This is a genomic window from Alcanivorax sp., assembly GCF_040118815.1.
Classification (GTDB): Bacteria; Pseudomonadota; Gammaproteobacteria; order Pseudomonadales; family Alcanivoracaceae; genus Alcanivorax.
In genome coordinates, this window is sequence record NZ_JBEDTC010000015.1 from 185880 (window position 1) to 210098 (window position 24219).

The 24219-nt window shown below is 58.2% G+C and carries 26 protein-coding genes; 19 read left to right on the plus strand and 7 right to left on the minus strand.

Annotated features, from left to right (window positions below; genetic code table 11):
* Positions 1–48: 48 nt before the first annotated feature.
* From dprA to ABNH18_RS10090, 6 genes are all read left to right on the plus strand, one after another.
* Positions 49–1110 carry a DNA-processing protein DprA gene (gene dprA, locus ABNH18_RS10065; protein WP_349382688.1) on the plus strand — a complete coding sequence of 354 codons (1062 nt, stop codon included), beginning with the start codon at positions 49–51 and terminating at the stop codon, positions 1108–1110.
* A gap of 76 nt (positions 1111–1186) precedes the next feature.
* Positions 1187–1735: an L-threonylcarbamoyladenylate synthase type 1 TsaC gene (tsaC, locus tag ABNH18_RS10070; protein WP_349382689.1), complete on the plus strand. Its 549-nt coding sequence runs from the start codon at positions 1187–1189 to the stop codon at positions 1733–1735.
* Positions 1736–1764: 29 nt separating this feature from the next.
* Positions 1765–2673, plus strand: coding sequence for an oxygen-dependent coproporphyrinogen oxidase (gene hemF, locus ABNH18_RS10075; RefSeq protein ID WP_349382690.1), 909 nt, complete (start codon positions 1765–1767; stop codon positions 2671–2673).
* Positions 2670–3506, plus strand: coding sequence for a shikimate dehydrogenase (gene aroE / locus ABNH18_RS10080; protein WP_349382691.1), 837 nt, complete (start codon positions 2670–2672; stop codon positions 3504–3506). The genes hemF and aroE overlap by 4 nt, the downstream gene beginning before the upstream one ends.
* 2 nt (positions 3507–3508) lie before the next feature.
* A complete protein-coding gene (locus tag ABNH18_RS10085; RefSeq protein ID WP_349382692.1) occupies positions 3509–3955 on the plus strand; it encodes an ion channel in 447 nt (148 codons plus the stop codon).
* A gap of 50 nt (positions 3956–4005) precedes the next feature.
* Positions 4006–4986, plus strand: a complete 981-nt coding sequence (locus ABNH18_RS10090; RefSeq protein ID WP_349382693.1) for a lipid A deacylase LpxR family protein — start codon at positions 4006–4008, stop codon at positions 4984–4986.
* Between the two features lie 203 nt (positions 4987–5189).
* Here the strand turns inward: ABNH18_RS10090 and ABNH18_RS10095 are convergent, their stop codons facing one another.
* Entirely contained in the window at positions 5190–5726 is a 537-nt protein-coding gene (locus ABNH18_RS10095; RefSeq protein ID WP_349383256.1) for a gamma carbonic anhydrase family protein, read from the minus strand.
* 212 nt (positions 5727–5938) lie between these two features.
* Between ABNH18_RS10095 and prlC the strand changes: the two genes are divergently transcribed.
* The 3 genes from prlC to ABNH18_RS10110 all read left to right on the plus strand — a co-directional run bounded on the left by prlC (position 5939) and on the right by ABNH18_RS10110 (position 9219).
* Positions 5939–7972 carry an oligopeptidase A gene (gene prlC, locus ABNH18_RS10100; protein ID WP_349382694.1) on the plus strand — a complete coding sequence of 678 codons (2034 nt, stop codon included), beginning with the start codon at positions 5939–5941 and terminating at the stop codon, positions 7970–7972.
* 78 nt (positions 7973–8050) lie between these two features.
* Entirely contained in the window at positions 8051–8248 is a 198-nt protein-coding gene (locus ABNH18_RS10105) for a YheV family putative metal-binding protein (protein WP_349382695.1), read from the plus strand.
* 242 nt (positions 8249–8490) lie between these two features.
* Positions 8491–9219: a hypothetical protein gene (locus ABNH18_RS10110; protein WP_349382696.1), complete on the plus strand. Its 729-nt coding sequence runs from the start codon at positions 8491–8493 to the stop codon at positions 9217–9219.
* A gap of 108 nt (positions 9220–9327) precedes the next feature.
* On the opposite strand, the gene ABNH18_RS10115 is transcribed toward ABNH18_RS10110, so the two are convergent.
* Positions 9328–10188 carry a metal-dependent hydrolase gene (locus ABNH18_RS10115; protein WP_349382697.1) on the minus strand — a complete coding sequence of 287 codons (861 nt, stop codon included), beginning with the start codon at positions 10186–10188 and terminating at the stop codon, positions 9328–9330.
* Positions 10189–10301: 113 nt separating this feature from the next.
* On the opposite strand from ABNH18_RS10115, the gene ABNH18_RS10120 reads away from it, so the two are divergent.
* Positions 10302–11366, plus strand: coding sequence for an AraC family transcriptional regulator (locus ABNH18_RS10120; protein ID WP_349382698.1), 1065 nt, complete (start codon positions 10302–10304; stop codon positions 11364–11366).
* Between the two features lie 51 nt (positions 11367–11417).
* Here ABNH18_RS10120 and ABNH18_RS10125 read toward each other — a convergent pair whose 3' ends face one another.
* A complete protein-coding gene (locus ABNH18_RS10125; RefSeq protein WP_349382699.1) occupies positions 11418–12626 on the minus strand; it encodes an FAD-dependent oxidoreductase in 1209 nt (402 codons plus the stop codon).
* Between the two features lie 144 nt (positions 12627–12770).
* Complete coding sequence (locus ABNH18_RS10130) at positions 12771–13547, minus strand: ferredoxin--NADP reductase (protein ID WP_349382700.1); 777 nt, start codon at positions 13545–13547, stop codon at positions 12771–12773.
* 159 nt (positions 13548–13706) lie between these two features.
* On the opposite strand from ABNH18_RS10130, the gene ABNH18_RS10135 reads away from it, so the two are divergent.
* Positions 13707–14591: a LysR family transcriptional regulator gene (locus ABNH18_RS10135; RefSeq protein ID WP_349382701.1), complete on the plus strand. Its 885-nt coding sequence runs from the start codon at positions 13707–13709 to the stop codon at positions 14589–14591.
* On the plus strand, positions 14558–15106 hold the full coding sequence (locus ABNH18_RS10140) for a M23 family metallopeptidase (protein WP_349382702.1): 549 nt from the start codon (positions 14558–14560) through the stop codon (positions 15104–15106). Before ABNH18_RS10135 ends, ABNH18_RS10140 begins: the two co-directional genes overlap by 34 nt.
* A 1-nt stretch (position 15107) precedes the next feature.
* Here ABNH18_RS10140 and ABNH18_RS10145 read toward each other — a convergent pair whose 3' ends face one another.
* Complete coding sequence (locus ABNH18_RS10145; protein ID WP_349382703.1) at positions 15108–16811, minus strand: alkyl sulfatase dimerization domain-containing protein; 1704 nt, start codon at positions 16809–16811, stop codon at positions 15108–15110.
* A gap of 89 nt (positions 16812–16900) precedes the next feature.
* Here ABNH18_RS10145 and ABNH18_RS10150 point away from each other — a divergent pair, with 89 nt between their 5' ends.
* Both ABNH18_RS10150 and ABNH18_RS10155 read left to right on the plus strand, forming a co-directional pair.
* Complete coding sequence (locus ABNH18_RS10150; protein ID WP_349382704.1) at positions 16901–17917, plus strand: AraC family transcriptional regulator; 1017 nt, start codon at positions 16901–16903, stop codon at positions 17915–17917.
* Positions 17917–18696 (plus strand): adenosylcobinamide-GDP ribazoletransferase, encoded by a 780-nt coding sequence (locus tag ABNH18_RS10155; protein ID WP_349382705.1) that lies wholly within the window; start codon positions 17917–17919, stop codon positions 18694–18696. The genes ABNH18_RS10150 and ABNH18_RS10155 overlap by 1 nt, the downstream gene beginning before the upstream one ends.
* Before the next feature lie 99 nt (positions 18697–18795).
* On the opposite strand, the gene ABNH18_RS10160 is transcribed toward ABNH18_RS10155, so the two are convergent.
* Positions 18796–19608, minus strand: coding sequence for a DUF3298 and DUF4163 domain-containing protein (locus ABNH18_RS10160; RefSeq protein ID WP_349382706.1), 813 nt, complete (start codon positions 19606–19608; stop codon positions 18796–18798).
* A 245-nt stretch (positions 19609–19853) separates the two neighbouring features.
* On the opposite strand from ABNH18_RS10160, the gene ABNH18_RS10165 reads away from it, so the two are divergent.
* The 3 genes from ABNH18_RS10165 (at position 19854) to ABNH18_RS10175 (ending at position 21371) form a co-directional block, all read left to right on the plus strand.
* On the plus strand, positions 19854–20300 hold the full coding sequence (locus tag ABNH18_RS10165; RefSeq protein WP_349382707.1) for a YtoQ family protein: 447 nt from the start codon (positions 19854–19856) through the stop codon (positions 20298–20300).
* 140 nt (positions 20301–20440) lie between these two features.
* A complete protein-coding gene (locus ABNH18_RS10170; protein WP_349382708.1) occupies positions 20441–20905 on the plus strand; it encodes a sll1863 family stress response protein in 465 nt (154 codons plus the stop codon).
* Between the two features lie 103 nt (positions 20906–21008).
* Complete coding sequence (locus tag ABNH18_RS10175) at positions 21009–21371, plus strand: SpoIIAA family protein (RefSeq protein WP_349382709.1); 363 nt, start codon at positions 21009–21011, stop codon at positions 21369–21371.
* Between the two features lie 218 nt (positions 21372–21589).
* Here ABNH18_RS10175 and ABNH18_RS10180 read toward each other — a convergent pair whose 3' ends face one another.
* A complete protein-coding gene (locus ABNH18_RS10180) occupies positions 21590–21820 on the minus strand; it encodes a hypothetical protein (protein ID WP_349382710.1) in 231 nt (76 codons plus the stop codon).
* A 416-nt stretch (positions 21821–22236) separates the two neighbouring features.
* On the opposite strand from ABNH18_RS10180, the gene ABNH18_RS10185 reads away from it, so the two are divergent.
* A complete protein-coding gene (locus ABNH18_RS10185) occupies positions 22237–23328 on the plus strand; it encodes a hypothetical protein (RefSeq protein ID WP_349382711.1) in 1092 nt (363 codons plus the stop codon).
* A 62-nt stretch (positions 23329–23390) separates the two neighbouring features.
* Positions 23391–24173, plus strand: coding sequence for a substrate-binding periplasmic protein (locus tag ABNH18_RS10190; protein WP_349382712.1), 783 nt, complete (start codon positions 23391–23393; stop codon positions 24171–24173).
* Positions 24174–24219: the final 46 nt, after the last annotated feature.

Genomic DNA, 24219 nt, shown 5'->3' on the forward strand with positions numbered 1-24219 from the left:
ACAATTTGGTGTTTGGCCATATTCCAACGCACACAAGGAGGTGGGCGAATGGACGGACAATTTAAACGCCTGCTGTTGCAGGCGTTGTTTTCCCCGTCTTCAGCGGCCCTGGGCCGCGCACTGCAACAGCACCGGATCGCGTCTGCACCGGTGTCTGATTTTCTTCCCCTGCTGCCCGCCGGCCTGAAAGAGCGCGCCCGGCTGCTGGACAATACCGGCAATCTCCCCGTTTATTACGAGCAACTGCGTGAGCAGGGTTGGCGCTGGGTTGCGCTGGGTGATGCGGACTACCCGCCGTTACTGGCGCAAATCAACGATGCCCCCGGCGTGATTGCCGTGCGTGGTAGCGTGGAGGCACTGAACGCGCCGTCGCTGGCCATGGTGGGGGCGCGCAATGCTTCTGCGGACGGTATTGATAACAGCCGCCGTTTTGCCCGCAAGCTGGCCGCGAGTGGCTTTGTGATTGTCAGCGGCCTGGCGCTTGGCATCGATGCGGCCGCCCATCGTGGTGCAGTCAGTGCCGGGCGCACGGTGGCGGTAATGGGCAGCGGCCCGGATTGCATTTACCCGCCCCGCAATGGCCTGTTGGCCAGCCAAATCGTGGAAAATGGCGGTGCGCTGGTGTCGGAATTTGCCCCGGGGTCGCGGCCTCTTCCTGCCCAGTTTCCCATGCGCAATCGCATTATCAGTGGGCTTAGCCTCGCCACCATCGTGGTGGAGGCGGCGATCAAGAGTGGCTCGCTGATTACTGCGCGTACGGCCTTGTCCCAGAACCGTGAAGTGTTCGCCATTCCCGGTAGCATCCACAACCCGCTGAGCAAGGGGTGCCACCAGTTGCTGCGCGATGGCGCCAGCTGGTTGGAATCTGTGGACGATATTTTCCAGGCCTTTGGCGACTTTCAGCGTAGCGTGGAAGCCTGCGGCATTCATTATGAGGCCCCCGACTTGCTGGCTCACCTGACCAGCGGCCTGAATCCCCTGGATGTGTTGCAGGAACGTACCGGTTTGTCCATGTCCGAGTTGGCTAGCCAGCTGGCGGATCTGGAACTGGAAGGCTGGGTGGAGCGCGTGGCGGGCGGTTATCTGAAGCGCCAGGTCAGCGAAGCCTAAGCCGCCTGCTGATCGGCAGACTTGAGTCGCCGGGCTGTGCAGGGTAATTTGCCGCTTTTGCTTTCAGGGCGTTGTCATGGATCAGCACCTGCACAGTGCGGCACAGATCATTCAGGCGGGCGGCGTGGTCGCCTACCCCACGGAGTCCGTCTACGGCTTGGGCTGCGATCCGTTTAACCGCGACGCGGTGATGCAGTTGCTGGCCATCAAAAAGCGCCCAGTGAGTAAGGGGTTGATCCTGATCGGGGAGAGCCTGGCTCAGCTGGCGCCCTATCTATCACTGACCGAGGCGCAGTCTGCGCAATTACAAACGCAGTGGCCGGCGCCGGTGACCTACCTGATTGATGCCAGTGATCGCTTACCCGTTTGGGTGCGCGGACAGCACCGCAAAGTAGCCGTGCGCGTGCCGGACCACCCTCTGGCTCGCCAGTTATGTCAGCTGGCCGGACAACCCATCATTTCTACCAGCGCCAACATCAGTGGTCGCCCGGCGGCGCGCAATCGCTATCAGGTGGCCCGCCAGCTGGGTGATCAACTCGACTTTATTGTCAGCGGCGCCTGTGACCAGGGGAGCAAACCCTCTACCATTATTGATCTGGAAAGCGGGCGCGTCTTGCGCCCGTGAACACACCGACCGCATCCGGGGAAAGCACCATGTCAGAGGTTTCACTGCAGGCGGTGAAAGACTACCTGCTGGATCTGCAGGACCGTATCTGCGACGCACTGGGGGCAGAAGATGGCACAGCCACGTTCCGGGAAGACAGCTGGGAGCGCGAGCAGGGCGGGGGTGGCCGTAGCCGGGTGCTGGAAAATGGCGCGGTGATCGAGAAAGGCGGAGTGAATTTTTCCCATGTCTTTGGTGACCAGTTGCCACCGTCTGCCACGGCGGCTCGCCCTGAACTGGCAGGCCGCAGTTTTCAGGCCATGGGTGTGTCGCTAGTGATTCATCCGAAAAACCCCTATGCGCCCACTAGCCACGCCAATGTGCGTTTTTTCGTGGCGGAAAAAGACGGTGAAGACCCGGTGTGGTGGTTTGGTGGCGGGTTCGATCTGACACCGTACTATGGTTTTGAAGAAGACGTGGTGCACTGGCACCAAACCGCCAAGGCTGCCTGCGAGCCGTTTGGCAGTGAGATCTACCCGGAATTTAAAGCCTGGTGTGACGACTACTTTTATATCAAGCATCGTGATGAACCGCGCGGTGTGGGCGGGCTGTTCTTTGACGATCTGAATCGCTTTGATTTCGATACCAGCTTCGCGTTGATGCGCAGCGTTGGTGATGCCTTTGTGCCAGCTTACCAACCTATTCTGGCGCGGCGTAAAGGCCATGACTATGGCGAACGGGAGCGCCAGTTCCAGTTGTATCGCCGGGGCCGTTATGTGGAGTTCAACCTGGTCTATGACCGGGGCACTATCTTTGGGCTGCAATCCGGGGGCCGCACCGAGTCCATCTTGATGTCACTGCCGCCACTGGTTCGCTGGGATTATGATTATCACCCGGAGCCGGGCAGTGATGAGATTGCGCTTTACCAGAAATTTCTGATTCACCGGGAGTGGGTATGACCGCTGAGAAAACCGCATCGAGTGCGGCGTTGTATTGTGTCTTTGGCAACCCGGTGAATCATTCCCGCTCCCCGGATATTCACCATGGGTTTGCTGCTCAGCGCAGTGACGCGGTACAGTATGAAAAGCGCGAAGCGCCGCTGGATGATTTCGCCGGCGCTGTGCAGGCCTTCCGTGAGGCTGGCGGGTTGGGCGCCAATGTCACCGTGCCCTTTAAGGAGCAGGCTTTTGCATTGTGCGATGCCATTACCGAGCGGGCGGATCAGGCCGGTGCGGTGAACACGCTGTGGTGGGATGGTGACCAATTGCACGGTGACAATACCGATGGCGCCGGGTTGGTGAAGGATATCCGTGACAACCAGGGCTGGCCGATTCGTAAGAAGCGGGTGTTGATCCTGGGCGCGGGTGGCGCCGTGCGCGGTGTGCTGGGGCCGTTGCTGGCGGAAGAGCCGACGTTGTTGCGCATTGCCAATCGCACCAAAGAGAAAGCGGAAACCTTGGCGGGTAACGTGATGAAAGGTGAAGGGCCGCCCGTGTTGGGCGGTGGCCTGGATAATCTTATGGGGCAGTTTGATCTGGTGATCAATGCGATTTCCGCTGGCTTGCACGGTGACATGCCAGCCCTCCCGGACGGATTACTTGCGGAGGGGGCGGTGGCCTACGACATGGTCTACGGCAATGAGCCAACCCCGTTCCTGCGCTGGGCAGAACAGCAGGGTGCCTCGGCCACGGCAGATGGGCTGGGCATGCTGGTCGAACAAGCCGCCGAAGCCTTTGAAATCTGGCGTGGCTGGCGACCGGATACCGCCCCTGTCATGGCATCGCTGCGATAGTCATGACAGACAGTACGGTCATGTTCGAAGTGATGTATGCCTCCGCGGTCAGCCTGGCTATGGTGTTGACCACGGTGACGTTGCATTACTGGACGTTGGCTGGCCTGTCCCGCTTGCTTAAACGCTGGCCGAATTTCCGGGGTGAAATTCTGGTAGTGGTGATCGCCATGTTTGCCGCACACATGGTCGAAATTACGCTCTATGCCTGGGTCTATCTGCTTCTGGATGTGGGGGATACGGCCATGAGTATCGGTGGTGCAGTAAACGGCAGTTTTCTGGATCATCTGTATTTTTCCGCCGCCTGCTATACGTCCCTGGGCTTGGGGGATTTGTTTCCGGTGGGAACGCTGCGCCTGATTGCTGGAGTGGAGGCCTTGAACGGCTTGATCCTCATTACCTGGTCGGCGTCGTTCGCGTTTCTTGTTATGCAGCGTCGCTGGCGCTTCTAGTTCGTTTTATCGCATTGCGTGCCTTGGGGCTCGTTGATACTGGGTGAGGTATGTCTCTGCGTTTCGTTCTGCTTTTGGCGGGTGTGTTGCCTGTGGCCGCGATGGCGTCCACGTTGGGTTTTTCCTGGGATAACGATCTGTTTGTCGGTGCCGACGGGCAGTACACCAATGGGGTGCGAATCAGCTGGGTGGGAGATGCCCACGACCACTGCGAGCGCAATGATAGCTTCACCTGCGGCTTGGCGAGCACCTTGTCCCCCTTGCCGGGTATCAGCCTCAGCGATGAAAAGCATGCCCTGACGTTCAGTTTGGAGCAGGTCATGATTACCCCGGAAGACATTAGCCAGCGCACGCCAAATTATGCTGATCTTCCTTATGTGGGATATAGCAATCTGGAAATGGGATTGTTCAGCTGGAACGGAGACAGCCTGTTTGGCTATGGCGTTCGCCTGGGTGTGGTTGGCCCGGAGTCCGGGGCGGAGCAGAGCCAGAAGCTGGTGCACAAGATCACCGGCTCCAGCGAGCCGCAAGGCTGGGATAATCAGTTAGGCACAGACCTGATTGGTGGTGCCTACTTTATTAATGCCCGGCGCTTTCATCAATTTCAGTCAGACAGCGGCCTGCAGGGTGAGCTGGGGTATGCCTGGGGCGTGGATGCCAACAACTTTCATGGCACGGCAACAGCCGGCGGTTTTCTGCGCGTGGGCCGCAACCTGCCACGCAACTTCATTCCCGATTATGCGGGTATCGGTACCGCCGGTTCGCTGGTGGGCTTGTTCGATGGCAGTGGCTTTGGCTGGGAAGCCTTTGTGGCCAGCTTCGGTGAATACATCGGCTACTCCTACCTGGAAACTCATGCCGAGGAATATGCCGTGGAAGCCCGCGACGGTGTGCTGGGCCTGGTCGTAGGTGGGGGCGTTCACTGGGACAGCTTCTCTTTCACCCTCACATTACAAAGCTCCACCTCGCCCCTGCGTAGCACCGACGACCCCTTCAGCTTCGGCAACATGTCTTTCATGTGGCAAATTTGAGCTACGAGCTACGAGCTACGAGCTACGAGCTACGAGCTACGAGCTACGAGCTACGAGCTACGAGCTACGAGCTACGAAAAAAAGATAGGCAAAACCGGAAAAATTCCTCGAGATCGGTGATTTTTACGAAGCGGCTGTAGGAGCACCTCAAGAGGTGCTCCTACAGCCGACTTAATGTTTTTCTGGCAGCTGGACGCTCGTCGCTAGCCGCTGCTTTTTAAATACCGGTCTTTCAGGCGAACATAGTTGCCCGCCACATAGGGCAAAAAGGCGCGCTCCTCCTCGGTGAGCAGGCGCGCCTGTCGCGCAGGCTGGCCGCGATACAGATAGCCGCTTTCCAGTCGCTTGCCGGGCCCGACCAGGGAGCCGGCGGCGACGATCACGTCGTCTTCTACGATGGCGCCATCCATGATGATCGCCTGCATGCCCACCATTACCCGGTTGCCCAAGGTACAGCCGTGCAGCATGGCCTGGTGAGCGAGGGTCACATCGTCCCCGATCTGCAGCGCGAAGCCGCCGGGGTTGAAGGTGGAGTCATGGGTAATGTGCAGCACGGCGTTGTCCTGAATGCTGACGCGAGCACCGATACGGATGGCATGCATGTCTCCGCGGATCACCGCCTTGGGCCAGACGGAACAATCATCGCCCAGAATGACATCGCCAATGACAGTGGCGTCCTCATCCACAAATACCCGTTCCCCTAGCTGTGGGGCCTTGTCTTCAAAGCGGCGAATCCCCATCACTGATACACTCGATAGCTGAAATTCATCGTCAGGGAGGCCCATGAACAAGCCCCCCGGTCATATACTGATAGCCATACTGATCTTGCTTGGCGTTTTTCTGCTAAGCAAGTGGCTGATATTCCAGACGCTGCTGCAGCCGGACGAAACTACCCGTCACCGGCAGCCGCCGGCGCAGACATACGCTGAACCCAGAGCAGGACAGGATACCCATGAGCAACAATCCGCTGATTGATTACCCCGCACTTCCCCCTTTTTCCGATATCCAGCCTGAACAGGTTCTCCCCGCCGTGGAGCAGCTGGTGGCCGAGGGTCGTGTCCGGATTGAACAGGTGTTGGCTGAAGGTAACTTCGATTACGCGCACCTGGTTGCGGCGCTGGATCAGGAAGATGATCGTCTCGGCAAGGCCTTTGGCCCGGCCGGCCACTTGAATGCCGTGGCGCAGAACGAAACTCTGCGTAATGCCTACAACAGCTGCCTGCCGCTGCTCAGCGAATATGGCACCGAGGTAGGGCAGAATGCAGCGCTTTGTGCGGCCTACCAAGCGCTGCGCGATAGCGAGCAATGGCCAACCCTGAGTGAAGCTCAGCAGAAGGATATCGACAACACCCTGCGTGACTTCCGCCTCTCCGGGGTGGACCTGCCCGACGGAAAAAAAGCCAAGTACATGGCCAACTCCAAACGGTTGTCTGAACTGACCAGCCAATTTTCCGACAACACGCTTGATGCCACCCAGGCGTGGAGCAAACACATCACCGATGAAGGCGAGCTCGATGGTTTGCCCGACAGTGCCAAGGCCGGTGCGGCAGATCGCGCTAATGCCGAGGAAAAAGAGGGTTGGTTATTGACGCTGGATGCACCGGTTTTTATCGCCGTGATGAGTCACTGTAAAAACGCGGAATTGCGCAAAGAGATGTACACGGCTTGGACCACCAAAGCCTCTGATCAGGGGCCTCAGGCGAACCAGTTTGATAATGCGGCGATCATGGACGAGATTCTGGCGCTGCGGCATCAGCAAGCCCAGCTGCTGGGCTTTGCCAACTACGCGGAAGAATCCCTGGCCACAAAAATGGCCCGGGATGTGAATGAAGTCGTCCAGTTTCTCGACGACCTGGCGAAACGTGCCAAGCCCCAAGCGGAACAGGAACTGGCGGAGCTGAAAGCGTTTGCCGCGAAGCAGGGTGCGGACGAGTTGAATCCCTGGGATATCGGTTTCTGGAGCGAACGCCTGCGTGAAGCGCGCTACGATATTTCGGAAGAAGAGTTGCGCCCCTGGTTCCCGGCGGACACGGTCATCAATGGCATGTTTTCGGTGGTGGGCAAGCTGTTCGGTATTCAGTTCAAGCAACGCAAGGATGTGGATACCTGGCACGAAGACGTGCGCTTTTACGAACTGGTGGATGACGACGGCAGCGTGCGTGCCGCTTTCTATCTGGACATGTATGCCCGCACCGGCAAACGCGGTGGGGCCTGGATGGATGATGCACGTATTCGTCGTCGCCAACCCGATGGCAGCCTGCAAACACCGGTGGCCTACTTGACCTGTAACTTTGCCCCGCCTGCCGGTGGCAAGCCCGGTCTGTTGACCCACGATGAAGTGGTGACCTTGTTCCACGAATTCGGCCATGGCCTGCACCATATGCTTACCGAGCAGGATGTGTCCGGTATTTCCGGGATCAATGGGGTGGCCTGGGATGCGGTCGAGCTACCCAGCCAGTTCCTGGAAAACTGGTGCTGGACTGAAGACGGTATCGCACTGATTTCCGGCCATTACGAAAGCGGAGAGCCACTACCGAAAGAAAAGCTGGAAAAAATGCTCGCTGCGAAAAACTTTCAGGGTGCCATGCAGATGGTGCGGCAGATCGAATTTTCTCTGTTCGACATGCGCATTCACGCTGAGTACCAGCCGGGAATGAATATCTATCAGGTATTGAAGGAAGTGCGTGAGCAAGTTGCGGTGATTCAACCGCCGGCGTTCAACCGTTTCCCCAACAGCTTTGGACATATTTTTGCCGGCGGCTATGCGGCGGGTTACTACAGCTATAAATGGGCGGAAGTACTGTCGGCGGATGCCTATTCCCGGTTTGAAGAGGAAGGCGAATTCAACGAAGAAACCGGGCGCGCGTTCCGCACGGAAATTCTTGCCAAGGGGGGCAGCCGCGAACCCATGGAGCTGTTCAAAGCCTTCCGGGGTCGCGAACCCAGCGTAGAGCCGCTGCTGCGTCATTGCGGCATTAATGGATGAAACGCTTGATGCCGAACGCCCGTTGCCTGACGACAATGCGTCCGGCATCGGGCGTTATTCGTTAAGCGGAGAGATGTTATGAAACGCCAATTTATCGCCGGAGCAACCTGCCCGGAATGTGGGCAGATGGACAAGATTCAACGCATCATCGATGGCGACAGGCAGTGGATGGAGTGTGTTGCCTGCGGCGCCCAGAAAGACCTCGATGCCAAGCCGCCAGAAGCCACGGATGCGCTGGCTCAGCCGGTGACCTTACAACCTGGCACTAAAAAATAAATTTAGCCCCGGCTTTTTAAGCTGGCGGGGCATGTCCGCGTCTTCGCGACCCACCTATTCTATCCATGTGAATATCCGCGATTCGCAGGCGTTCACGTTGGGGCCTGTCGCGGGCGGGTCGTGTCTATTCCTCTACTTCATACAAGATGAACCAAAAATTAACGCAGAAATGCACAATTATACGGTAGTGTTATCTTTCCAGCGCAGCAGCGCATTATGAATGGGGGGAAGGGATGAGATTAATGACACGGGGTCGTATTGCCTGCGTGACAGGGGTTTCCATGCTGGCGCTGATGCAGGGTTGCTCTCTGCTGGAAGTGCCCATGGTGGCAGCGATGAAAGCGCCGGATCACGTTTATATCCATGAAAATGCCAAGGTGGGTGACAAGTCTATTGTCAAAAATCCTGCCCGAGGCCATCAGATTATGATCTGGGAAGTGCTCCAGGAATTTGATGACGGCTATGAAGTCGGCCTGTCCTGGCAGGATGAAACTGGGCGGATTATGGCGCTGGGCATGGAGCCGGGTTTGCGACGGCAATTTGTTATTGATAAAGAGGGCAACGTGAAGTCTGCCAAGGCGAAATCGGTACGGTTCGGGCTTGCCTTGCCCATGGCGGTAGCGGCGCCAGGCACTTATCTGAAATCACGAGAAAAAATTAAATTTGAAACCCCCCAAGTGATCACCACGCCAGCGGGAAAGTACACCGTTACTCATGCGCTAGTGTCGGAGTTCGATACGGTCTTGTTGGATAACAAAACCATCGACTTGATTGGTCCTGATGTGAGCTTTGGGGTAGTTCACAGTGACCAGAATGTGTCTAGTAACGTGCTGGCCGCCACCAATCTCTATATTGAAATCGCCAAATTGCAAACCCAAGCCTTTGACCCGACGCGGTTGAATAACGTGCTTACCTCGATTCGTGAGGGCGGCAAGATCAAGCAGAGCTTTGATCTGGTCGAGGTGAAATAAGGTTGTTGTGCGTAACGCCAGACGCTTGATGCATTAAAACGTAACCCTTTGCGGGTGTGTGTTTTTAAGCGCCAAGCATCCGGCGTTTGGCCTCTGGCAGCCTGAAAATCAGGCCCAGTTACCCAGCCATTTTTTCTTCGCCTTTTCCACCAGGTTGCGGGCATCGTGTTGCCACGGGTGGAAGCGGGGGCTGTAGAACTTGAAGTAGGACGGCAGCAGCTTACGGAATACGCCGGGTTTCCCCCACAGGTAATTGAGGCCACTCAGCCAGGATTTTATATTGGTCAGCTCGCCCTGTTCCTTCATCAGTTGGGTCAGATGGAGGGTAGAAAACAGCGGGAATAAAACGCTCACCAGAGCCATTTCCGTGATGCGGGTAAATTCGCTACCGCCGATGTGTTTGTACACATCAAACGCCACCGCTTTGTGTTCGGATTCTTCGATGGCATGCCAAGCCCAGATAGCTGCCATACGCGGGTCCATCTCGTCCAGAGTGTCATATTTGAGCAAGAACTCCTCTGCCATCAATGCCGTGAAGTGTTCCACTGCGACGGTGTGGGCGAGCTGCCGTTCCGGTGACAGGTTCTTACGCATCCAGTCCATGAAGGCCTGTATTTCACGGTCCAGCCGGCCAAGGCCGACGCCGCGTTCTTCCAGATAACCGTTAAGCAACTTGTGCTCTTTGGAGTGGTGAGCTTCCTGGCCGATAAAGGCCCGTACGGCTTTTTTCAGTTCCGGGTCACTGATTTGGTCCTGAAAGTGGCGAACGGAATCGATGAAAAATCGCTCCCCGGCGGGAAAGCTGGCGGACAAGGCGCCGAGTAGTAGCGTCTTCAGCGGGTCATTATCCCACCAGTATTTGGGCACATCGTCGGCCAGGTCGAACTCCGGTTGGCGGACGGTGGGAATCACCATGGCGGGACGCGCATCGGTCGGGTTGTTGTGAAGGTGTTTTGCCGGTGCATTCATAGTGAGCCTCCTGGCGAAAGGAATACGTTGCAACTTTGGCCTACACGGTACTGGCGAGGGCTGGGGTGGCGTGAGATGCTGGGCGGACAAAGCACTTGTCATCGGTGGCCATATTGCCTGAAATTGTACCGACAATCGACTGGACGCATTCCCCTGACTGGACTCGGCAACGGAACCAGTCGGTGACCTACGTGCGTATGTTTGCGGATGTGGCGGAGCAGCGAGAGGTTTCTCGTGAGGCTCTGCTCTCCGGTGCGGGGGTCTCTGCGACCTTGCTGGACGGTCCGTCTGCCCGGGTGTCCTTGCAGGAGACAGTGCAAGTGTTTGCCGCCGCCGCCGCGTTGACGGGTGATACCGGCATTGGCCTGGATGTGGGGCAGCGTATGCCGCTGACCGCCCATGGAAGCCTGGGTTATGTCCTTATGTGTGCGGGCAATGCCCGCGAAGCGATTGGCCTGCTGGAGCGGTTCTGGCATTTGCGCGGGCGCAGTGTGGTGCTGAGCGTCCAGATTGAAGGTGGCGGGGTGTTTTTCGAATTGGTACCGGAGGTGGTGTTGCCGTCGACGGTGCGCGATGTATTGCTCAGCTCCATGCTGGGCAGCATGGCTAGCGGGATACGGTTTATTCTTCCGGATTTGTCGCTGGTGCCGCAAATCTGGTTGCAAGGGCCACCGCCGGCATCCGGCACTGCGCCTGAAGGAGCGCAGGGGGTCCGCTATCATAAACCCCGCGCGGGTATTTGGGTGCCGGAAGCGGTGCAGTGGTTGGACAGCGCCTTGCCCACGGCGAACCCGGAAGCATTGAACCAGGCCCTGGCGCAATGTGAGCGGGAGAGTGCGCTGTTGGCGCCTGGGGATACCTTGATGCGGCACGTGCGTGAGGCACTGGTGCTCGGCGCGGACGGTTACCCCACGCCGGAGCAGCTGGCAGAGCGATTACACCTGACGCCCCGTACCTTGCGGCGCCGGCTGCAGGAGCGCGGGCAGGGGTTTCAGTTGCTACTGGAAGAGGCGCGGCGTCGAGATGGCTGCCATTTGCTGGGCAGTTCCGATGTGGAAATTCAGCGCATTAGTGAGCTACTGGGTTTTGCCGACCCGGCCAATTTTACCCGTGCGTTCAAGGTCTGGATGGGCATGACGCCCAGCCAGTGGCGGCATCAGCACGCTGGCGAGGACTGATGCCGCCAGCGTGCTGATCGTCACCGGATAAGCTCCCTTTTCAGGAATGCGTTAACGCAGCAGTCCGGTTTTCAGGCCGGCGACGGTTCTTGCCATTTGCAGCCGTAGCCAGGGAACCTGCGCCATCAGCGGGAACAGCATGTCGCGGCCGGTGGCGATGATGCGGCTGTGGGATTGAGAGGCCGGTGTCAGCCAGCGGCTCATGCGCTGGTAGAAGCGAATGTGCGGCCCGCGCTGCTGGTGATAATGCGCCCAGACGTCATCCCAGTTGTCCGACTGCTGCATGGCTTCGCCCAAGGCCCAGGCATCCAGCAGGGCCATATTGGCGCCCTGGCCCAACTGGGGGCTCATGGCGTGGGCGGCGTCGCCAATCACGCCGAGCCGGTTTTCTCCCCACTGATGCATGATCACATCGCGGTAGGTGGCGGGGGTCAGCTGGTGTGCCTGGGTCAGAGGGGTTAGCACCGAGTCCAGCTCCGGCCAGAACTCATGCAGGGCGTTTCGCCATTTCTCAAAAGGGGCACAGGCAAAGTCGGGTTGCTGCCAGCTAGCCATTTCAGTGACGGGCAGGCTCCAGAAAAAACTGGCCAGGGGGGTATCCGGTTGATCCGGGCGGCAACCGGTGGGAAGGATGCCGGCCATGGCGCTGGCCCGGTGATAGCGTTGCTGTAGCTGAGGCACATCAAAAGGGGCTGCAATGGGCACCATGGCCCACATGGCACCCCAAGGGTAAAGGCGGTCGTAGCGAGTCCAGTCGCTGGGACGCAGCTGGCTGTGGCTGCCGTTGGCGATTAGCACCGCATCAAAGGCGAGCACGTCCGTGCGTTGGTTGTCTTCAAGGGTGACCAGGGTCTGGTGTGCTTGGGTGTCCACGGCGATAACGGTGCAGCCCATGCGGCGTTGGTGCGGCAGTGTTTGCAGGTGACTATCCAGCACATGGCAGAGGCTGGCCCGATGGATGCCCAGCCCGTGGGCCTGCCCGCCAAGAGGGCGATAGTGGCTGTTCATGATGGCGCGGCCGGAACAGGTATGCCCCACTAGGGCATCGATATGCGCGCCGTAACGGCACATGGCCTGATAGAGGCCCATGCGGTGGAGGACGCTGAGCCCGGCGGGCTGTAACAGCAACCCGGCACCCACCGGTTCCAGGGCGGGGGCGCGTTCTATCAGCGTGATGGCGTGGCCCTGTTGGGCCAACAACGCGGCAGTGGCGAGCCCCGCGGTACCGGCCCCGATGATAGCAATGGATTGTGGTTGCACGGCTGGAACATTCCCTTCCCCGAAAAGGCTAGTGGAGAGTAGCAGACTGGGGCGCAGAGAGACGGCCACAGATAAAAAAACGGGCCGCGAAAGCGGCCCGTTAGCGTGTTGCATGCAGCGTGAAGCGTGCGGCGTCTTTTGCGTTTATTTTTCCACAAACGCCCGCTCGATCACGTACTCACCCAGCTCGCCGCCGCGGGTTTCCTTGAAGCCCCAACCGTCGAGAATTTCCTGGGTGTCCTTGAGCATGGCCGGGCTGCCGCAGAGCATGAAGCGGTCGTTTTCCAGGCTTGGTTTGGGCAAGCCCAGGTCTTCGAAAATTTTGCCGCTGGTCATCAAGTCGGTCAGGCGGCCTTCGTTGCGGAACGGCTCACGGGTTACCGTGGGGTAGTAGAGCAGTTTTCCGTTGACGAACTCACCGAAGAATTCGTTGTTGGGCAGCTCATTCTCAATGGTGTCCTGGTAGGCCAGCTCGGACACATGGCGCACCCCGTGGGTGAGAATGACGCGGTCGTACTGCTCGTACACTTCCGGGTCCTTGATGATGCTCATGAACGGCGCCAGGCCGGTGCCGGTGGATAGCAACCACAGGTTTTTGCCCGGCAGCAGGTGGTCGGCCACCAGAGTGCCAGTGGGCTTGCGGCTCACGTAGATCTTGTCGCCTGGCTTGATGTTCTGCAGCTGGGAGGTGAGCGGGCCGTCTTGCACCTTGATGCTGAAGAACTCCAGTTCTTCCTCATAGTTGGCGCTGGCAATGGAATAGGCGCGCAGCAACGGGCGGCCGTTATCCTGCTCCAGGCCAATCATGGTGAAATGTCCGTTCTTGAAACGGAAACCCGGGTCCCGGCTGGTGGTAAAGCTGAACAGGGTATCGTTCCAGTGGCGAACGCTTTTGACGGTTTCAGTATTCAGATTAGACATAGTTAAATCAGCGCTTATTCCAAAATTCGAGATGGTGGAAATTTAACCGAATGGCATTTATCGGTAAAATGGGTTATTCCGATAGTTGATATCGAGAAAACAGCTATGAGATTTTTTCACAGTTAATAATGATTCTCATTTAATCATGGATAGGTGCTCATGCGCTACACCCTCAGGCAACTGGAAGTCTTTCTCGCCATTGCCCACTTTGAAAATGTGAGCCATGCGGCCAATCACCTGAGCATGTCCCAGTCGGCCGCATCCGGGGCGTTGAAAGAACTGGAAGGGCTTTACGATGTGAAGTTCTTTGAGCGGGCCGGCAAGCGACTGAAGCTCAATGAGCTGGGCCGGCAGTTCTGGCCGCGGGCGGAAGCGCTGCTGGCCCAGGCCCGGGAGCTGGAAGCGGACCTGCAGTCTCACCGGGATCTGGGTCGACTCAATGTGGGCGCCACCCTGACCATCGGCAATTACCTGGCGGTGGCGATCATGGCGGATTATATGGCTCAGCAGCCGGGGGCGCGGGTGCATCTGGAGGTGGCAAACACTCGCTCCATCGTGGACAGGGTGCTCACCTTTGAGCTGGATCTGGGGCTTATCGAGGGCGAGCTGAACCACCCGGACCTGGAGTTGTTGCCCTGGCGCGAAGATGAACTGGTGGTGTTTTGTAGCCCGGAGCATGCGCTGGCGAGTAAGGAAGCGCTGACTGACGACGATTTGCGGGCGGCGCACTGGATTGTTCGTGAGTCGGGTTCCGGTACCCGCCAAACTTTTGAGCGGGCCCTGCATGGTCTGGTGCCGGAGCTGGACTTGGCTTTGGAGTTGGAGCACACGGAGGCGATCAAACGGGCGGTGGAAACCGGCTTGGGCATTAGTTGCCTGTCGCGGGTGTGCTTACAAGAGGCGTTCAAGCGAGGGTCTTTGGTGGAGTTGTCGGTGCCACACCGTGACTTCCATCGGGAATTCTATTTTGTGCTGCACCGTCAAAAATACCGCAGCCCGGGGATCGAACGATGGCTCGAATTATGCCGCGCATCCGTACTGTAATGCGCCGTGGCCTGTGGCTACTGCTATTTGTGTTGGCAGGGGCCCTGCTGCTGCCGGAAGCCCGGCGGATTCCGGTGCAGGATGCCGGTCGTAACGACTGGCACCCGCAAACCTTCTGGTATCACCCGTGGGGTAAGTCTGGCGTTCACAAGGGCGTGGATATCTTTGCCAATGCGGGCACGCCGGTTGTTGCCAGCAGTGGTGGGGTGGTTTTGTATCGCGGGGAGTTATCGCGGGGCGGTAAGGTGGTGCTGATGCTGGGGCCGAAATGGCGGCTGCACTATTACGCGCACTTGCAGGCGATCGCCGACAGTGGACGTTGGCTCAGTGCGGGAGACCCGGTGGGCACCGTGGGTGACAGTGGCAATGCGGCGGGTAAGCCGCCGCATCTGCACTATTCACTGGTGAGCTTGCTGCCGTTGTTCTGGCGGGCGGATGACGCGCCGCAGGGTTGGAAGAAGATGTTCTTCCTGGACCCTACGGCGCACTTTGTTGTCTCCAGGCCGGACGCTTGATTCAGTCGATTTTCTCGAAGTAGCCCAGCACTTTCATGGCCGACAGGGTACTGCCATCAATATCCAGTTGGTCACCGGCCAAGGCGCTGGCCGGGTTCTGGATGCCGGCGGCAATGGCTTTCCAGGTGGCCTCGGTGGTATCGAGTGTGGCGACTACGTCGTCATCAATCCCGCTATGTACCTTGGCGACCCCGTGACGGATGCGCAGGGTGAATTGCTTGCCGCTGTGGCGGAAGGCATAGCCCAGTGCCACGTTTTCTTCCAATGTCTCTTCGGCCTTGAGCAGTGCCGGCATGGCATGCAGGAAGTTCTCAATGGGCAGAGTGGCCAGGAAATCCTCAGTCATCTGGGTGCGGAAAGCCGGGTTCAGGCCGTCCTGCACTTCGCGGGCAACGGTGAAGTAATAGTTGCGAGCGTTGGGGTTGGCTTCCTTCTCGCCCAGTAGTCGCAGGGCGCCGGCACGCAGGGTTTTCACCGCGTCGTTGTCCGGCAACAGAATCATCAGGTGGTCACTGAGGTCCAGCGCCCACTGGGCATCCTCGTCTTCCAATGCACTCTGGGCTTTGTCCAGCAGTGCGTCGCTGCCGCCAGCCAGGGCTGCCATGCGCTGTGCTTCGTCCTGTTCCGGCATCGGTTGCAGTTCACTGGGGTTGCCGCCGAACCAGCCCAGGTAACCGTCGAATACGGAGCGCACCGACCAGCTGACCTTGCCGTAGAATTCCTGCAGCCAGGGGTTGCTGGCCAGATGTTCGGGCAGCTGCACTTTCTCCACGATCTGGTCCGGTGTCAGCCCCAGGTTCATGTAGCGCAGGGTTTGGTCGTGAACAAAGTTGATGGCATCGCTGTAATCAGTGAGTAGCGCGGACACCTTGTCCTTGCCGTGAACCGGGCGGGTATGGCTGGGCACCAGGTGTTCGGCGCCCAGGGCACGAATTTGATCCAGACTGTTGGCCCATTGTTTTACATCACGGTAGTAGGTGCCGCGGATGGTGTAGAGGTTGGGAAAGGCCTGATAGATATTGTCGCCGGTGAGTACGGTTTGTTTTTCCGGTAGCCACACGAACAACTGGTCTTCGGTTTCACCGGGAGCATGCACCAGTTCGATTTGAACCCCGGCAATGTTCACCGACATCGTGTCCTTGAAGGTGTGGGTTGGCGGCAGGGCATGGAGCTGGCTGTCCGGGGTGATGCCCAGGTGGGGGCCGATGCCATCGTTGATGCGCTCACCCTGGGGCAAGTGGTTGCCGAACATGCGCATGGAGCGGGCGGTGATGATGGGGCGGATCTGGTTGACCACTCGGTTGATGTAATAGCTGGTGCTCTCGTGGGCATACACCGGAATGTCCTTACCGTCGGCAAATCCGGCCGCGCCGAACACGTGATCGGTGTGATTGTGGGTATAGATAATCGCTTTCACCGGCTTGTCGGTGATCTCGCGGAATGCCGCCAGAACGGTGCGGGCTTCCTCCTCGGTTTCCATGGTGTCGACGATGATGATGCCGTCGTCGCCTTCCAGCATAATGGAATTGGCCAGCCCGTAGCCGATGGCCACGTAAACGCCGTCAGTGACCTTCTCCACGCCTTTATGGAACACCTCGCTGTGCGCCTTGAGCGCATCCGGGGCCAGCTGGGTGGTACTCTTGACGGGTTGCTCTTCCCCGCATGCCGCCAGCAGAGCGGCCAATAAAACAAACAGGTAGCGCATGGTGTTCTCTTTTCTTGTGATTGATCCCTGCAGGCTAGCGGTGGCTGCACTAACGGCAAAGGTTCGCGGTGGCCAGAGTGCGGTGCGCCGTGGCCACTGAGCGACCCTTGATGGCGTCCACTACGGTGGCCGCCTGGCCGCTGGCGGTGCTGGAAACTCTCAATGGCTATGGTGTGGATGGCCCGGATCTGTTGGCTCAGGCGGGGCTGGACCTGGCGGTGCTGCGCGCCAACCCCGGAGGCCGGGTGCCCACGGTGGCCATGACCCGGCTGTGGGCGCTGGCCACCGAGCAGAGCGGTGACCCGGCCATGGGGTTGCAAGTGGGCAAGACCTCCCTGCCCATGCATCTGCGGGTGATGGGCCTGTTAATTCAGACCGCGCCGACACTGGGCCACATTTTGGAGATGGCGGTGCGCTATCAGCGGCTGATTTCCACCGGGGTGACAGTGCGCCTGCAGCAGCGACCGGATGCGGTGGGGCTGGAGATCTGCTGTCTGCCGGATGTGGTGCTGCACCCGGCGTCCATTGATGCCTTCGTGGCTGCCCATGTGAGTAACTTGCGGCGGCTTTCACCGGAGGGCGGCGTGCAGCAGGTGATGTTACAGCGCTCGGCGCCTGCGGATGCTGGGCCCTGGCGCCAGATTTTGGGGTGCCCGGTGACGTTTGAGCAGCCGGGCAATATCGTCTGGCATCATCGCGATCGGCTGGCGGCGCCGTTGCTGTTGGGGGATGCGGGCCTATGGCGGCAGCACGAAACGTTGGCGCGGCAGGAACTGGCGGCGCTGGATGCTACGCCTCCGCTGATCCAGACGCTGCAAGGGTTGCTGCGCGCCCAGGGGGATGCTCTGCCTGGGCTGGCTGAGTTGGCCGCTGCTGTGGCCATGAGTGAGCGCTCCCTGCGCCGGCGGCTGGCCGAGCTGGGCAGCGGCTACCGGCAACTGGTGGATGCCTGGCGGTCAGAGCGTGCCGGCCAACTGGTACGCGGTGGGGAGAGCCTGGCAGAGGTGGCGCACCGGCTCGGCTTTTCCGATGCCAGCAACTTCAGCAAGGCGTTTCGCCGCTGGTACGGGATGAGCCCCGACACTTATCGACAACAGGATGATTGATGACACAACCGGCGAACAATGACCGTTCTCTGCAGCGGTATATTCAAGAGGAATGGCAGGCCTTTTGGCTGGCGGTAGGTTTTTTGACCCGCGTTCCCATGTTGGTGCGCATCGATTACAGCCAGGCCTTGATGAATCGCTGCAGTGTGTATTTTCCACTGGTGGGCCTGTTGCTGGGCGTCGTCTACGCGGGCCTGTTCGCGGTGCTGGATGGATACTGGGGCATCGGCATCAGTGTGGCCCTGGTGCTGGTGTTTCACTTGTGGGTTACCGGTGCTTTCCACGAAGACGGGTTGGCGGACAGCGTGGATGCGCTGGGCGGCGGCTATACCGTGGCGCGCCGTCTGCAAATCATGAAAGACAGCCGCATCGGCACCTACGGGGCGGTGGCGCTGATCATGGCGCTGGGACTGAAAGGGCTGTTGCTGGCAGAGGCGCAACCGGTCTGGTTGGCGTTGTTACTGAGCCCGATGATCAGTCGGTTGGCGCCGTTATGGTTGATGCTTTTTTTACCCTACGTGACCGACCCCGATACAAGTAAAAGCAAGCCGGTCGCAGAAGGCTTTAGTGCACAACGTTTGGGTGTTGCCACCGCGATGACAGTGATCGTGGCGGCACTGGCTGGGGCGCTGGTGCCTGCGCTGTTGGCCGTGGCGTTGGTGGCGTTGTTGTGGGGCGGGTATCTGTGGCGGCAATTGCGGGGTTATACCGGCGATGCGTTGGGGGCCAGTGTGATTCTGGCGGAGCTGGTGTTCCTGTTAGCGTTGGTGGCTGCGTAGGAGAGGGAAACAGTTTCGAGTTACGAGAAGCGAGTTTCGAAAGGCAAAAACATGAGAGCCTGGTTGTTTTGATCTTCGAAACTCGCTTCTCGAAACTCGTCACTGCTGTGGAAAATATGGCGCGCGCAAGATGCCTTCCAGCTCCGCATAGGGGATCGTCAGGGTGGGCTGGCCCATGGCGTAGGGGGCGATGTGGTACACGTTGTATTGCAGCAGCATCCCCTTGTCGCTGAAGAACACATTGTCGGTCTTGTCGAAAGGCCAGCTGTCGCGGAAGGTCTGATCCAGATTTTCCTTGTCCAGCCAGGCGGTGTGTTGCTCGCGGGCCTTTCCCCAGAAGGCGGATTGCTGGCCGGGCACCAGCAGGTCGTCCAGTTTGGCGCTTTGCTGCTTGGCCAGATTCCAGTGGAAATACTGCACGCTGGGTAACCCGTGGGCGCCCCCGGTGTATTCGTAGGTTTCCATGGACAACGTCACCAGGTCGCCGCGCTGACCCTGTTTTTTCACCGAGGCATTAAGCTCCCAGCCCTGTGCGGCGGCCATGGCCATGTCGGACGCATCCTGCAAAAAGGCATCGGCCAGGCCCTCGATAGTGCCGTCGTGGGTGGCGGTGCCTTCATCCTGAATCAGCATGGCGGCCAGATGTTGGGTGATGGCGCTGTTCAGTGCCGGCTGGTCTTCAAAAGAGAGCCATTGCAAGTCCACTTTCGGGCAGCCGTCGGCATCACACTGTTGGTCGGTTTTCTTCAGCGTATGCACGATACGCACCAGCGTCTCGGGTGCGGTGTCGGTTTTAGCGGTGTCGTTTTCTCCGGCTACGGCCGGTTTTTCAGTGGGTTTGGCCGGCGCGTCCGGATCGTCGCAGCCTGCCAGCAGTGCGGTGGCGAGCAGGAGCAAAAGTGTCATACGCATGGCATACCCTTCCTGAAAATCAGTGAGAACGAATGAGGGCATTTAACGGCAGCCACCGCTCCGGTTCAAGGTGTAATGGGGTTATCTCGGATTTGAGAGAATGGTCAGGACTGGGCGTTTTGCCAGACGAATTTACCGTTGAGAGCGTTAGGCGTTAGGCTCCGGATGTTTGGCCCCCAGCAAGATGGCTTTTGCAACCGGGCGGGCCTATCCTGCCGTTTTCAGAATCAATCGGGAGAATCACCATGAGTTTCTGGACCGTTTACCTTTCCGGGGAAATTCACACCGACTGGCGCGAGCGCATTGTGCAGGGCTGTGCCGATAAAGAGCTGGATATCGAATTCAGTACGCCGGTGACTGACCACGAGGCCAGCGACAAGGTGGGCGTGAATATTCTCGGCGCGGAAGAAAAGCGTTTCTGGGAAGACCGTCTTGGAGCAGGCATCAATGGTATTCGTACCCGCAAGCTGATTGATGAGGCGGACCTTGTGGTGGTGCGTTTTGGCCCCAAGTATAAGCAATGGAATGCGGCATTTGATGCCGGTTACACGGCGGCCCTGGGCACGCCGATGATCATTTTGCACGATGAAGAGCATGATCATCCGTTGAAAGAGGTGGATGCCGCCGCCGATGCGGTAGCGCGCACCCCGGAGCAGGTGGTGGAGATGCTGGCGTATATTCTTAACGCTTGATTTCCTGGTAAAACGGGGCCTTAAAGCCCTGTTTTACGGCTTTTTGCATCATTGGGGGAGCGTTTTGCCGTCTGACTTGTCACATTCCAGTACAGGCATAGCCAGAGATGGCAAAAAAGGCAAAACAAGGAGTTGTCCCGATGACACACCGAATATTGGCCGCCGCCACCCTTATGTTGGTCACCACCGCGTCTGCGTGGGCTGAGACCGAAGGCGTTCCTAACGTGAAAACGCCGGAACCGGAAAAAGTGGAAACCCAGATGGAAGAGACCCTGGACGATATCCAGAGTTATTCCGTGGAACAGAAGAACGAGGCTATGCGCGTGGCACGCCATGCCATCGATGATCTGGACCAGCAAATCACCTTGCTGCAGGGTGATATCAACAGCCAGTGGCGCGACCTGTCCCAGGATGCGCGCCTGCACAAGCAGGAGGCGCTGGCGTCCCTGAAAGAGCAGCAAACCCAGCTGGAAACCCGCTATCAGGCCTTGCAGAATGCCAGTGAGGATAATTGGGACGTGGCCAAGGTACAATTCCAGCAAAGCTGGGAGGCCGCCAAGCAGGGCTGGCAAAGCCTGACGGCGCCCGCGCCGGAACAGGAATAGCGCCCTCTACTCATTGCGGCAGACACAATGACGTGTCTGCGCGTGCGCCGTGCGAATTGACGCCGACGCACAGGGCAGGCACGACAGGGACGGGAGACGGACCATGCTGACGTTGATTCCTTTTGATGACGACCGGGTCGTGGGTGCACGGATCTCCGGCAAGATCACCCGCGAAGAATTTGATTCTGTGACCACGGCGCTGGAAGCCGCCCTGCAAAAGCATGAAACGGTACGTTTCTATGCAGAAATGGAAACCTTTGGCGGGGTGTCCATGGATGTGCTGTTTCAGGATCTGAAGTTCGGCCTTGCCCACTGGAAGCATTTCGACCGCGAAGCGGTGGTTACCGACAAAGACTGGATGCGCCGCCTGTCGGTGTTGGCAGACAAGCTGTTGCCGTCCATTGATGTAAAGGTGTTCCCCAGCGATGAGGCTGATGCCGCGAAAGCCTGGATCTGCGAACCCTGACTGCCCTTCTTTTTGATCATTCTTGATCAGTCAATAATCCCCGTGTGTCAGTAATGTTGGAGTCCTTGGGCTGCGGCGTGTTGTTTTTCTTTTTGTGCGCGGAATCGCCGATATTCAACGTAATCAAACCGTTGTCCTGTTTTAAAGCGCAAGGTGGGTAATGCGGTTTGGTATTTGGGCTGCAATGGGCAGCTAGTATCAGGACAGTAACCAATGAGTCAGAGAGGGGTGAGGAGTCGGTAAGTCGAAGAGGAGCCGTGTGGCCCCTCATTGCCGGTGGTGTGTGAATTGCCCTGACTGTCGTGCTGCCAGTCATCGTATTCGTTTAGCGCTTGGCGGGTCGCCATGCGCGGGCGCAGTGTGTTGCGGGCTTCCTGGTGGGCGCCGCCTTTTCGCATCAGCGGGTCCATGGCTGCCCAGTTGCGTAGTGGCTTGGGGCCTTTTGCCATTGAGTAATTCTCCGTGTCTGGATGGATGTGTTGTGTGGTGGATGGTATGCCGAAGCACATAAAAAAACCCTGATGAGTGCACTCATCAGGGTTCAGTTGGCTGCACTGTGCCTGAAGGCGATCTCAGTTGTCGGGATTGAGCTTTAACACTGTCATCACTCGCTTCATGTGGTGCACGGCGTGCGGCCGGTGGGTGTTTGTAAGGCGCGCGATCATACGACCCCCCGGCATGCTGCGCTAGTGGGTAGATGAAAAATATTTTCGGTAAAGGCAAAGGCCGGATTAGTCCCTTGGGAATCGAGGTAAAGCCATGCTAGTGGTGCGCGGCAAGAAAACCGGGCAGTCTAGGAGCTGGCCGGGTCAGAAGAGCGTATTAGCGCCGGTGGCGGCCCATTGATTTTCAGGGGGGAAAGTCCGTGTCGACCATTCCATTGGGGCAGAGGATCAAGATCAGCCTGTCCGCGATTGTTTATTTTTTTGTTGTTATTGCCTTTCTGCTCAGCCTGCCAGTGCTATTCAGCATCTCCCTGTGGGTGTTGCTGGCGGTTTCGGTACTGGCTTTGTTGCTGGGCGCGTTGTTAAACGGTGCGTTGCGCGTGCTGTTTGGGAAAAAGAAAAACCGCAGCGTATTCAAATCCGTCGGCGCGTTTTTCTGCTTGTTGACTATCGCCACGGCCTTGCCGATTTACTACCTGGTCTACAAGGTTCAGGCCGATCCGCCCCTGTTGCCCCAGGCGACCCTGAGCAATGGCAAAAAAACCGTGGTCTTTCAGGGCATGGTGCATGTGGGGATGGAGAGTTTCTATAAATCGGTGGTCTATGATCTGGAAGAGGCCCTCAGTGACGGCTACCGGTTGTATTACGAAGGAGTGCAGCCTTCGCCCGGTGAAGGCGATGCCTGGTTTGCCGAACAGCTTGCCAGTGGTGGTGACCTGGCAGAAAACTACAAGACACTGGCGGATGCCTGTGGGGTGAAGTTTCAAATCGATTACTTTGGCTTAATGGCACTGGATGCGCAGCAGAACCCGGAGCGTCATGTGGCGGCGGATGTCACCAGCCTGGAAATGAAACAGGAATACGATCGACTGATGGCCACAGATCCGGCTTTCGCCGAGCAGGTACGTGATCAGGAGGCTCCTTCCTCCACGGATACCGCTGACCCGATTGCGCTGTTGCTGGATTGGCATGCTGCTGCCACCGATGAACAGAAAAAATTGATCGGAATTTTGTGCCGCGGCGCCTTTGCGATTGCGCTGGGTGACCAGAGTGAGCATGAGCCCCGGCCGCTGGATAAGGTGATCCTCGATTTCCGCAATCGCCAGTTGGCGCAACGTATTGTGGACGACGACAGCCAGCAGATTTATATCACCTACGGTGCCGCCCATTTGCCCGGTGTGTTGGCGGCCCTGCAAGCAGCTGATCCGGCCTGGAAGATTACCACTGTGAAATGGATGCGGGGCATGGCAGCCCCGGAGCACCTTGAAGGCGCCTTGCCGTCCATGCCGTAGCAGGATAAGAGTAGGAACAGGCGCGAACATTGATTCAATGAAGACAACAGGATGCACAGAGAATGATGAAGCGAATCGGATGGATATTGGTATTGGCGGTGAGTCTGTTGGCAGGGTGCAGCAGTCATGGTCCTGGCGATTCGGAAGCCAAGGCCTTGCGGGTGGGTGTCATGCCCGATTATCCGCCGCTGGTGTTCCGCGAAGAAGGAAAGGTTGTGGGTCTGGAGCGGGATTTTGCCGAGCAGTTATCCCAGGATCTGGAACGCCGCCTGTCTGTGCATGAATACACACAGTTGAGCGATTTGTTTGCGGCCCTGAAGAGCAACGAAATCGATATCATCATGTCCGGAATTTCCATAACGCCTGCCCGGCAAAAAGCGTTTTCATTCAGCCTGCCCTATACCACTATCGGCCAGATGGCGATGATTCGTCTCGAGGATGCCGCGCGGTTGTCGACACCCGGTGCGCTGTTCACTGGGCAATACCGGGTGGGCTACAAGAACGGCACCACCGGGGAAACCTTTGTGAAGAGCACCATCGACGCACAGACCCAGGGGTTCAATAGCAGTACAGAAGCCACGACGGCGTTGGTGGAGGGTGATATTGATGCGTTTATCCACGATGCGCCCACGGTGTGGAACCTGGCCAACAAGCGCGAGTATCCGGTGGAACTATTGGGGCTGTATAAGCCGCTCACCAAGGAGCAGCTGGCGTGGGTGATGCGCAAGAATGATTACGATCTGAAGCAGGAAGTGGATACCGCTCTGAAAAACTGGGTGAATAACGGTTTCTTGATGCAGACAAAAACAAAATGGATCCCGGTAAAAATTCTTTCCGGACAGTGATTTTTTGTAGGTCGGGTTAGTCGCGTAGCGACGTAACACGACAATC

Excerpts from the sequence above, each read along its gene's own strand:
- dprA (WP_349382688.1), top strand. The coding sequence starts at position 49 with ATGGACGGACAATTTAAACGCCTGCTGTTGCAGGCGTTGTTTTCCCCG.
- tsaC (WP_349382689.1), top strand. The coding sequence starts at position 1,187 with ATGGATCAGCACCTGCACAGTGCGGCACAGATCATTCAGGCGGGCGGC.
- hemF (WP_349382690.1), top strand. The coding sequence starts at position 1,765 with ATGTCAGAGGTTTCACTGCAGGCGGTGAAAGACTACCTGCTGGATCTG.
- aroE (WP_349382691.1), top strand. The coding sequence starts at position 2,670 with ATGACCGCTGAGAAAACCGCATCGAGTGCGGCGTTGTATTGTGTCTTT.
- ABNH18_RS10085 (WP_349382692.1), top strand. The coding sequence starts at position 3,509 with ATGACAGACAGTACGGTCATGTTCGAAGTGATGTATGCCTCCGCGGTC.
- ABNH18_RS10090 (WP_349382693.1), top strand. The coding sequence starts at position 4,006 with ATGTCTCTGCGTTTCGTTCTGCTTTTGGCGGGTGTGTTGCCTGTGGCC.
- ABNH18_RS10095 (WP_349383256.1), bottom strand. The coding sequence starts at position 5,726 with ATGGGGATTCGCCGCTTTGAAGACAAGGCCCCACAGCTAGGGGAACGG.
- prlC (WP_349382694.1), top strand. The coding sequence starts at position 5,939 with ATGAGCAACAATCCGCTGATTGATTACCCCGCACTTCCCCCTTTTTCC.
- ABNH18_RS10105 (WP_349382695.1), top strand. The coding sequence starts at position 8,051 with ATGAAACGCCAATTTATCGCCGGAGCAACCTGCCCGGAATGTGGGCAG.
- ABNH18_RS10110 (WP_349382696.1), top strand. The coding sequence starts at position 8,491 with ATGACACGGGGTCGTATTGCCTGCGTGACAGGGGTTTCCATGCTGGCG.
- ABNH18_RS10115 (WP_349382697.1), bottom strand. The coding sequence starts at position 10,188 with ATGAATGCACCGGCAAAACACCTTCACAACAACCCGACCGATGCGCGT.
- ABNH18_RS10130 (WP_349382700.1), bottom strand. The coding sequence starts at position 13,547 with ATGTCTAATCTGAATACTGAAACCGTCAAAAGCGTTCGCCACTGGAAC.
- ABNH18_RS10135 (WP_349382701.1), top strand. The coding sequence starts at position 13,707 with ATGCGCTACACCCTCAGGCAACTGGAAGTCTTTCTCGCCATTGCCCAC.
- ABNH18_RS10140 (WP_349382702.1), top strand. The coding sequence starts at position 14,558 with ATGGCTCGAATTATGCCGCGCATCCGTACTGTAATGCGCCGTGGCCTG.
- ABNH18_RS10145 (WP_349382703.1), bottom strand. The coding sequence starts at position 16,811 with ATGCGCTACCTGTTTGTTTTATTGGCCGCTCTGCTGGCGGCATGCGGG.
- ABNH18_RS10155 (WP_349382705.1), top strand. The coding sequence starts at position 17,917 with ATGACACAACCGGCGAACAATGACCGTTCTCTGCAGCGGTATATTCAA.
- ABNH18_RS10160 (WP_349382706.1), bottom strand. The coding sequence starts at position 19,608 with ATGCGTATGACACTTTTGCTCCTGCTCGCCACCGCACTGCTGGCAGGC.
- ABNH18_RS10165 (WP_349382707.1), top strand. The coding sequence starts at position 19,854 with ATGAGTTTCTGGACCGTTTACCTTTCCGGGGAAATTCACACCGACTGG.
- ABNH18_RS10170 (WP_349382708.1), top strand. The coding sequence starts at position 20,441 with ATGACACACCGAATATTGGCCGCCGCCACCCTTATGTTGGTCACCACC.
- ABNH18_RS10175 (WP_349382709.1), top strand. The coding sequence starts at position 21,009 with ATGCTGACGTTGATTCCTTTTGATGACGACCGGGTCGTGGGTGCACGG.
- ABNH18_RS10180 (WP_349382710.1), bottom strand. The coding sequence starts at position 21,820 with ATGGCAAAAGGCCCCAAGCCACTACGCAACTGGGCAGCCATGGACCCG.
- ABNH18_RS10190 (WP_349382712.1), top strand. The coding sequence starts at position 23,391 with ATGATGAAGCGAATCGGATGGATATTGGTATTGGCGGTGAGTCTGTTG.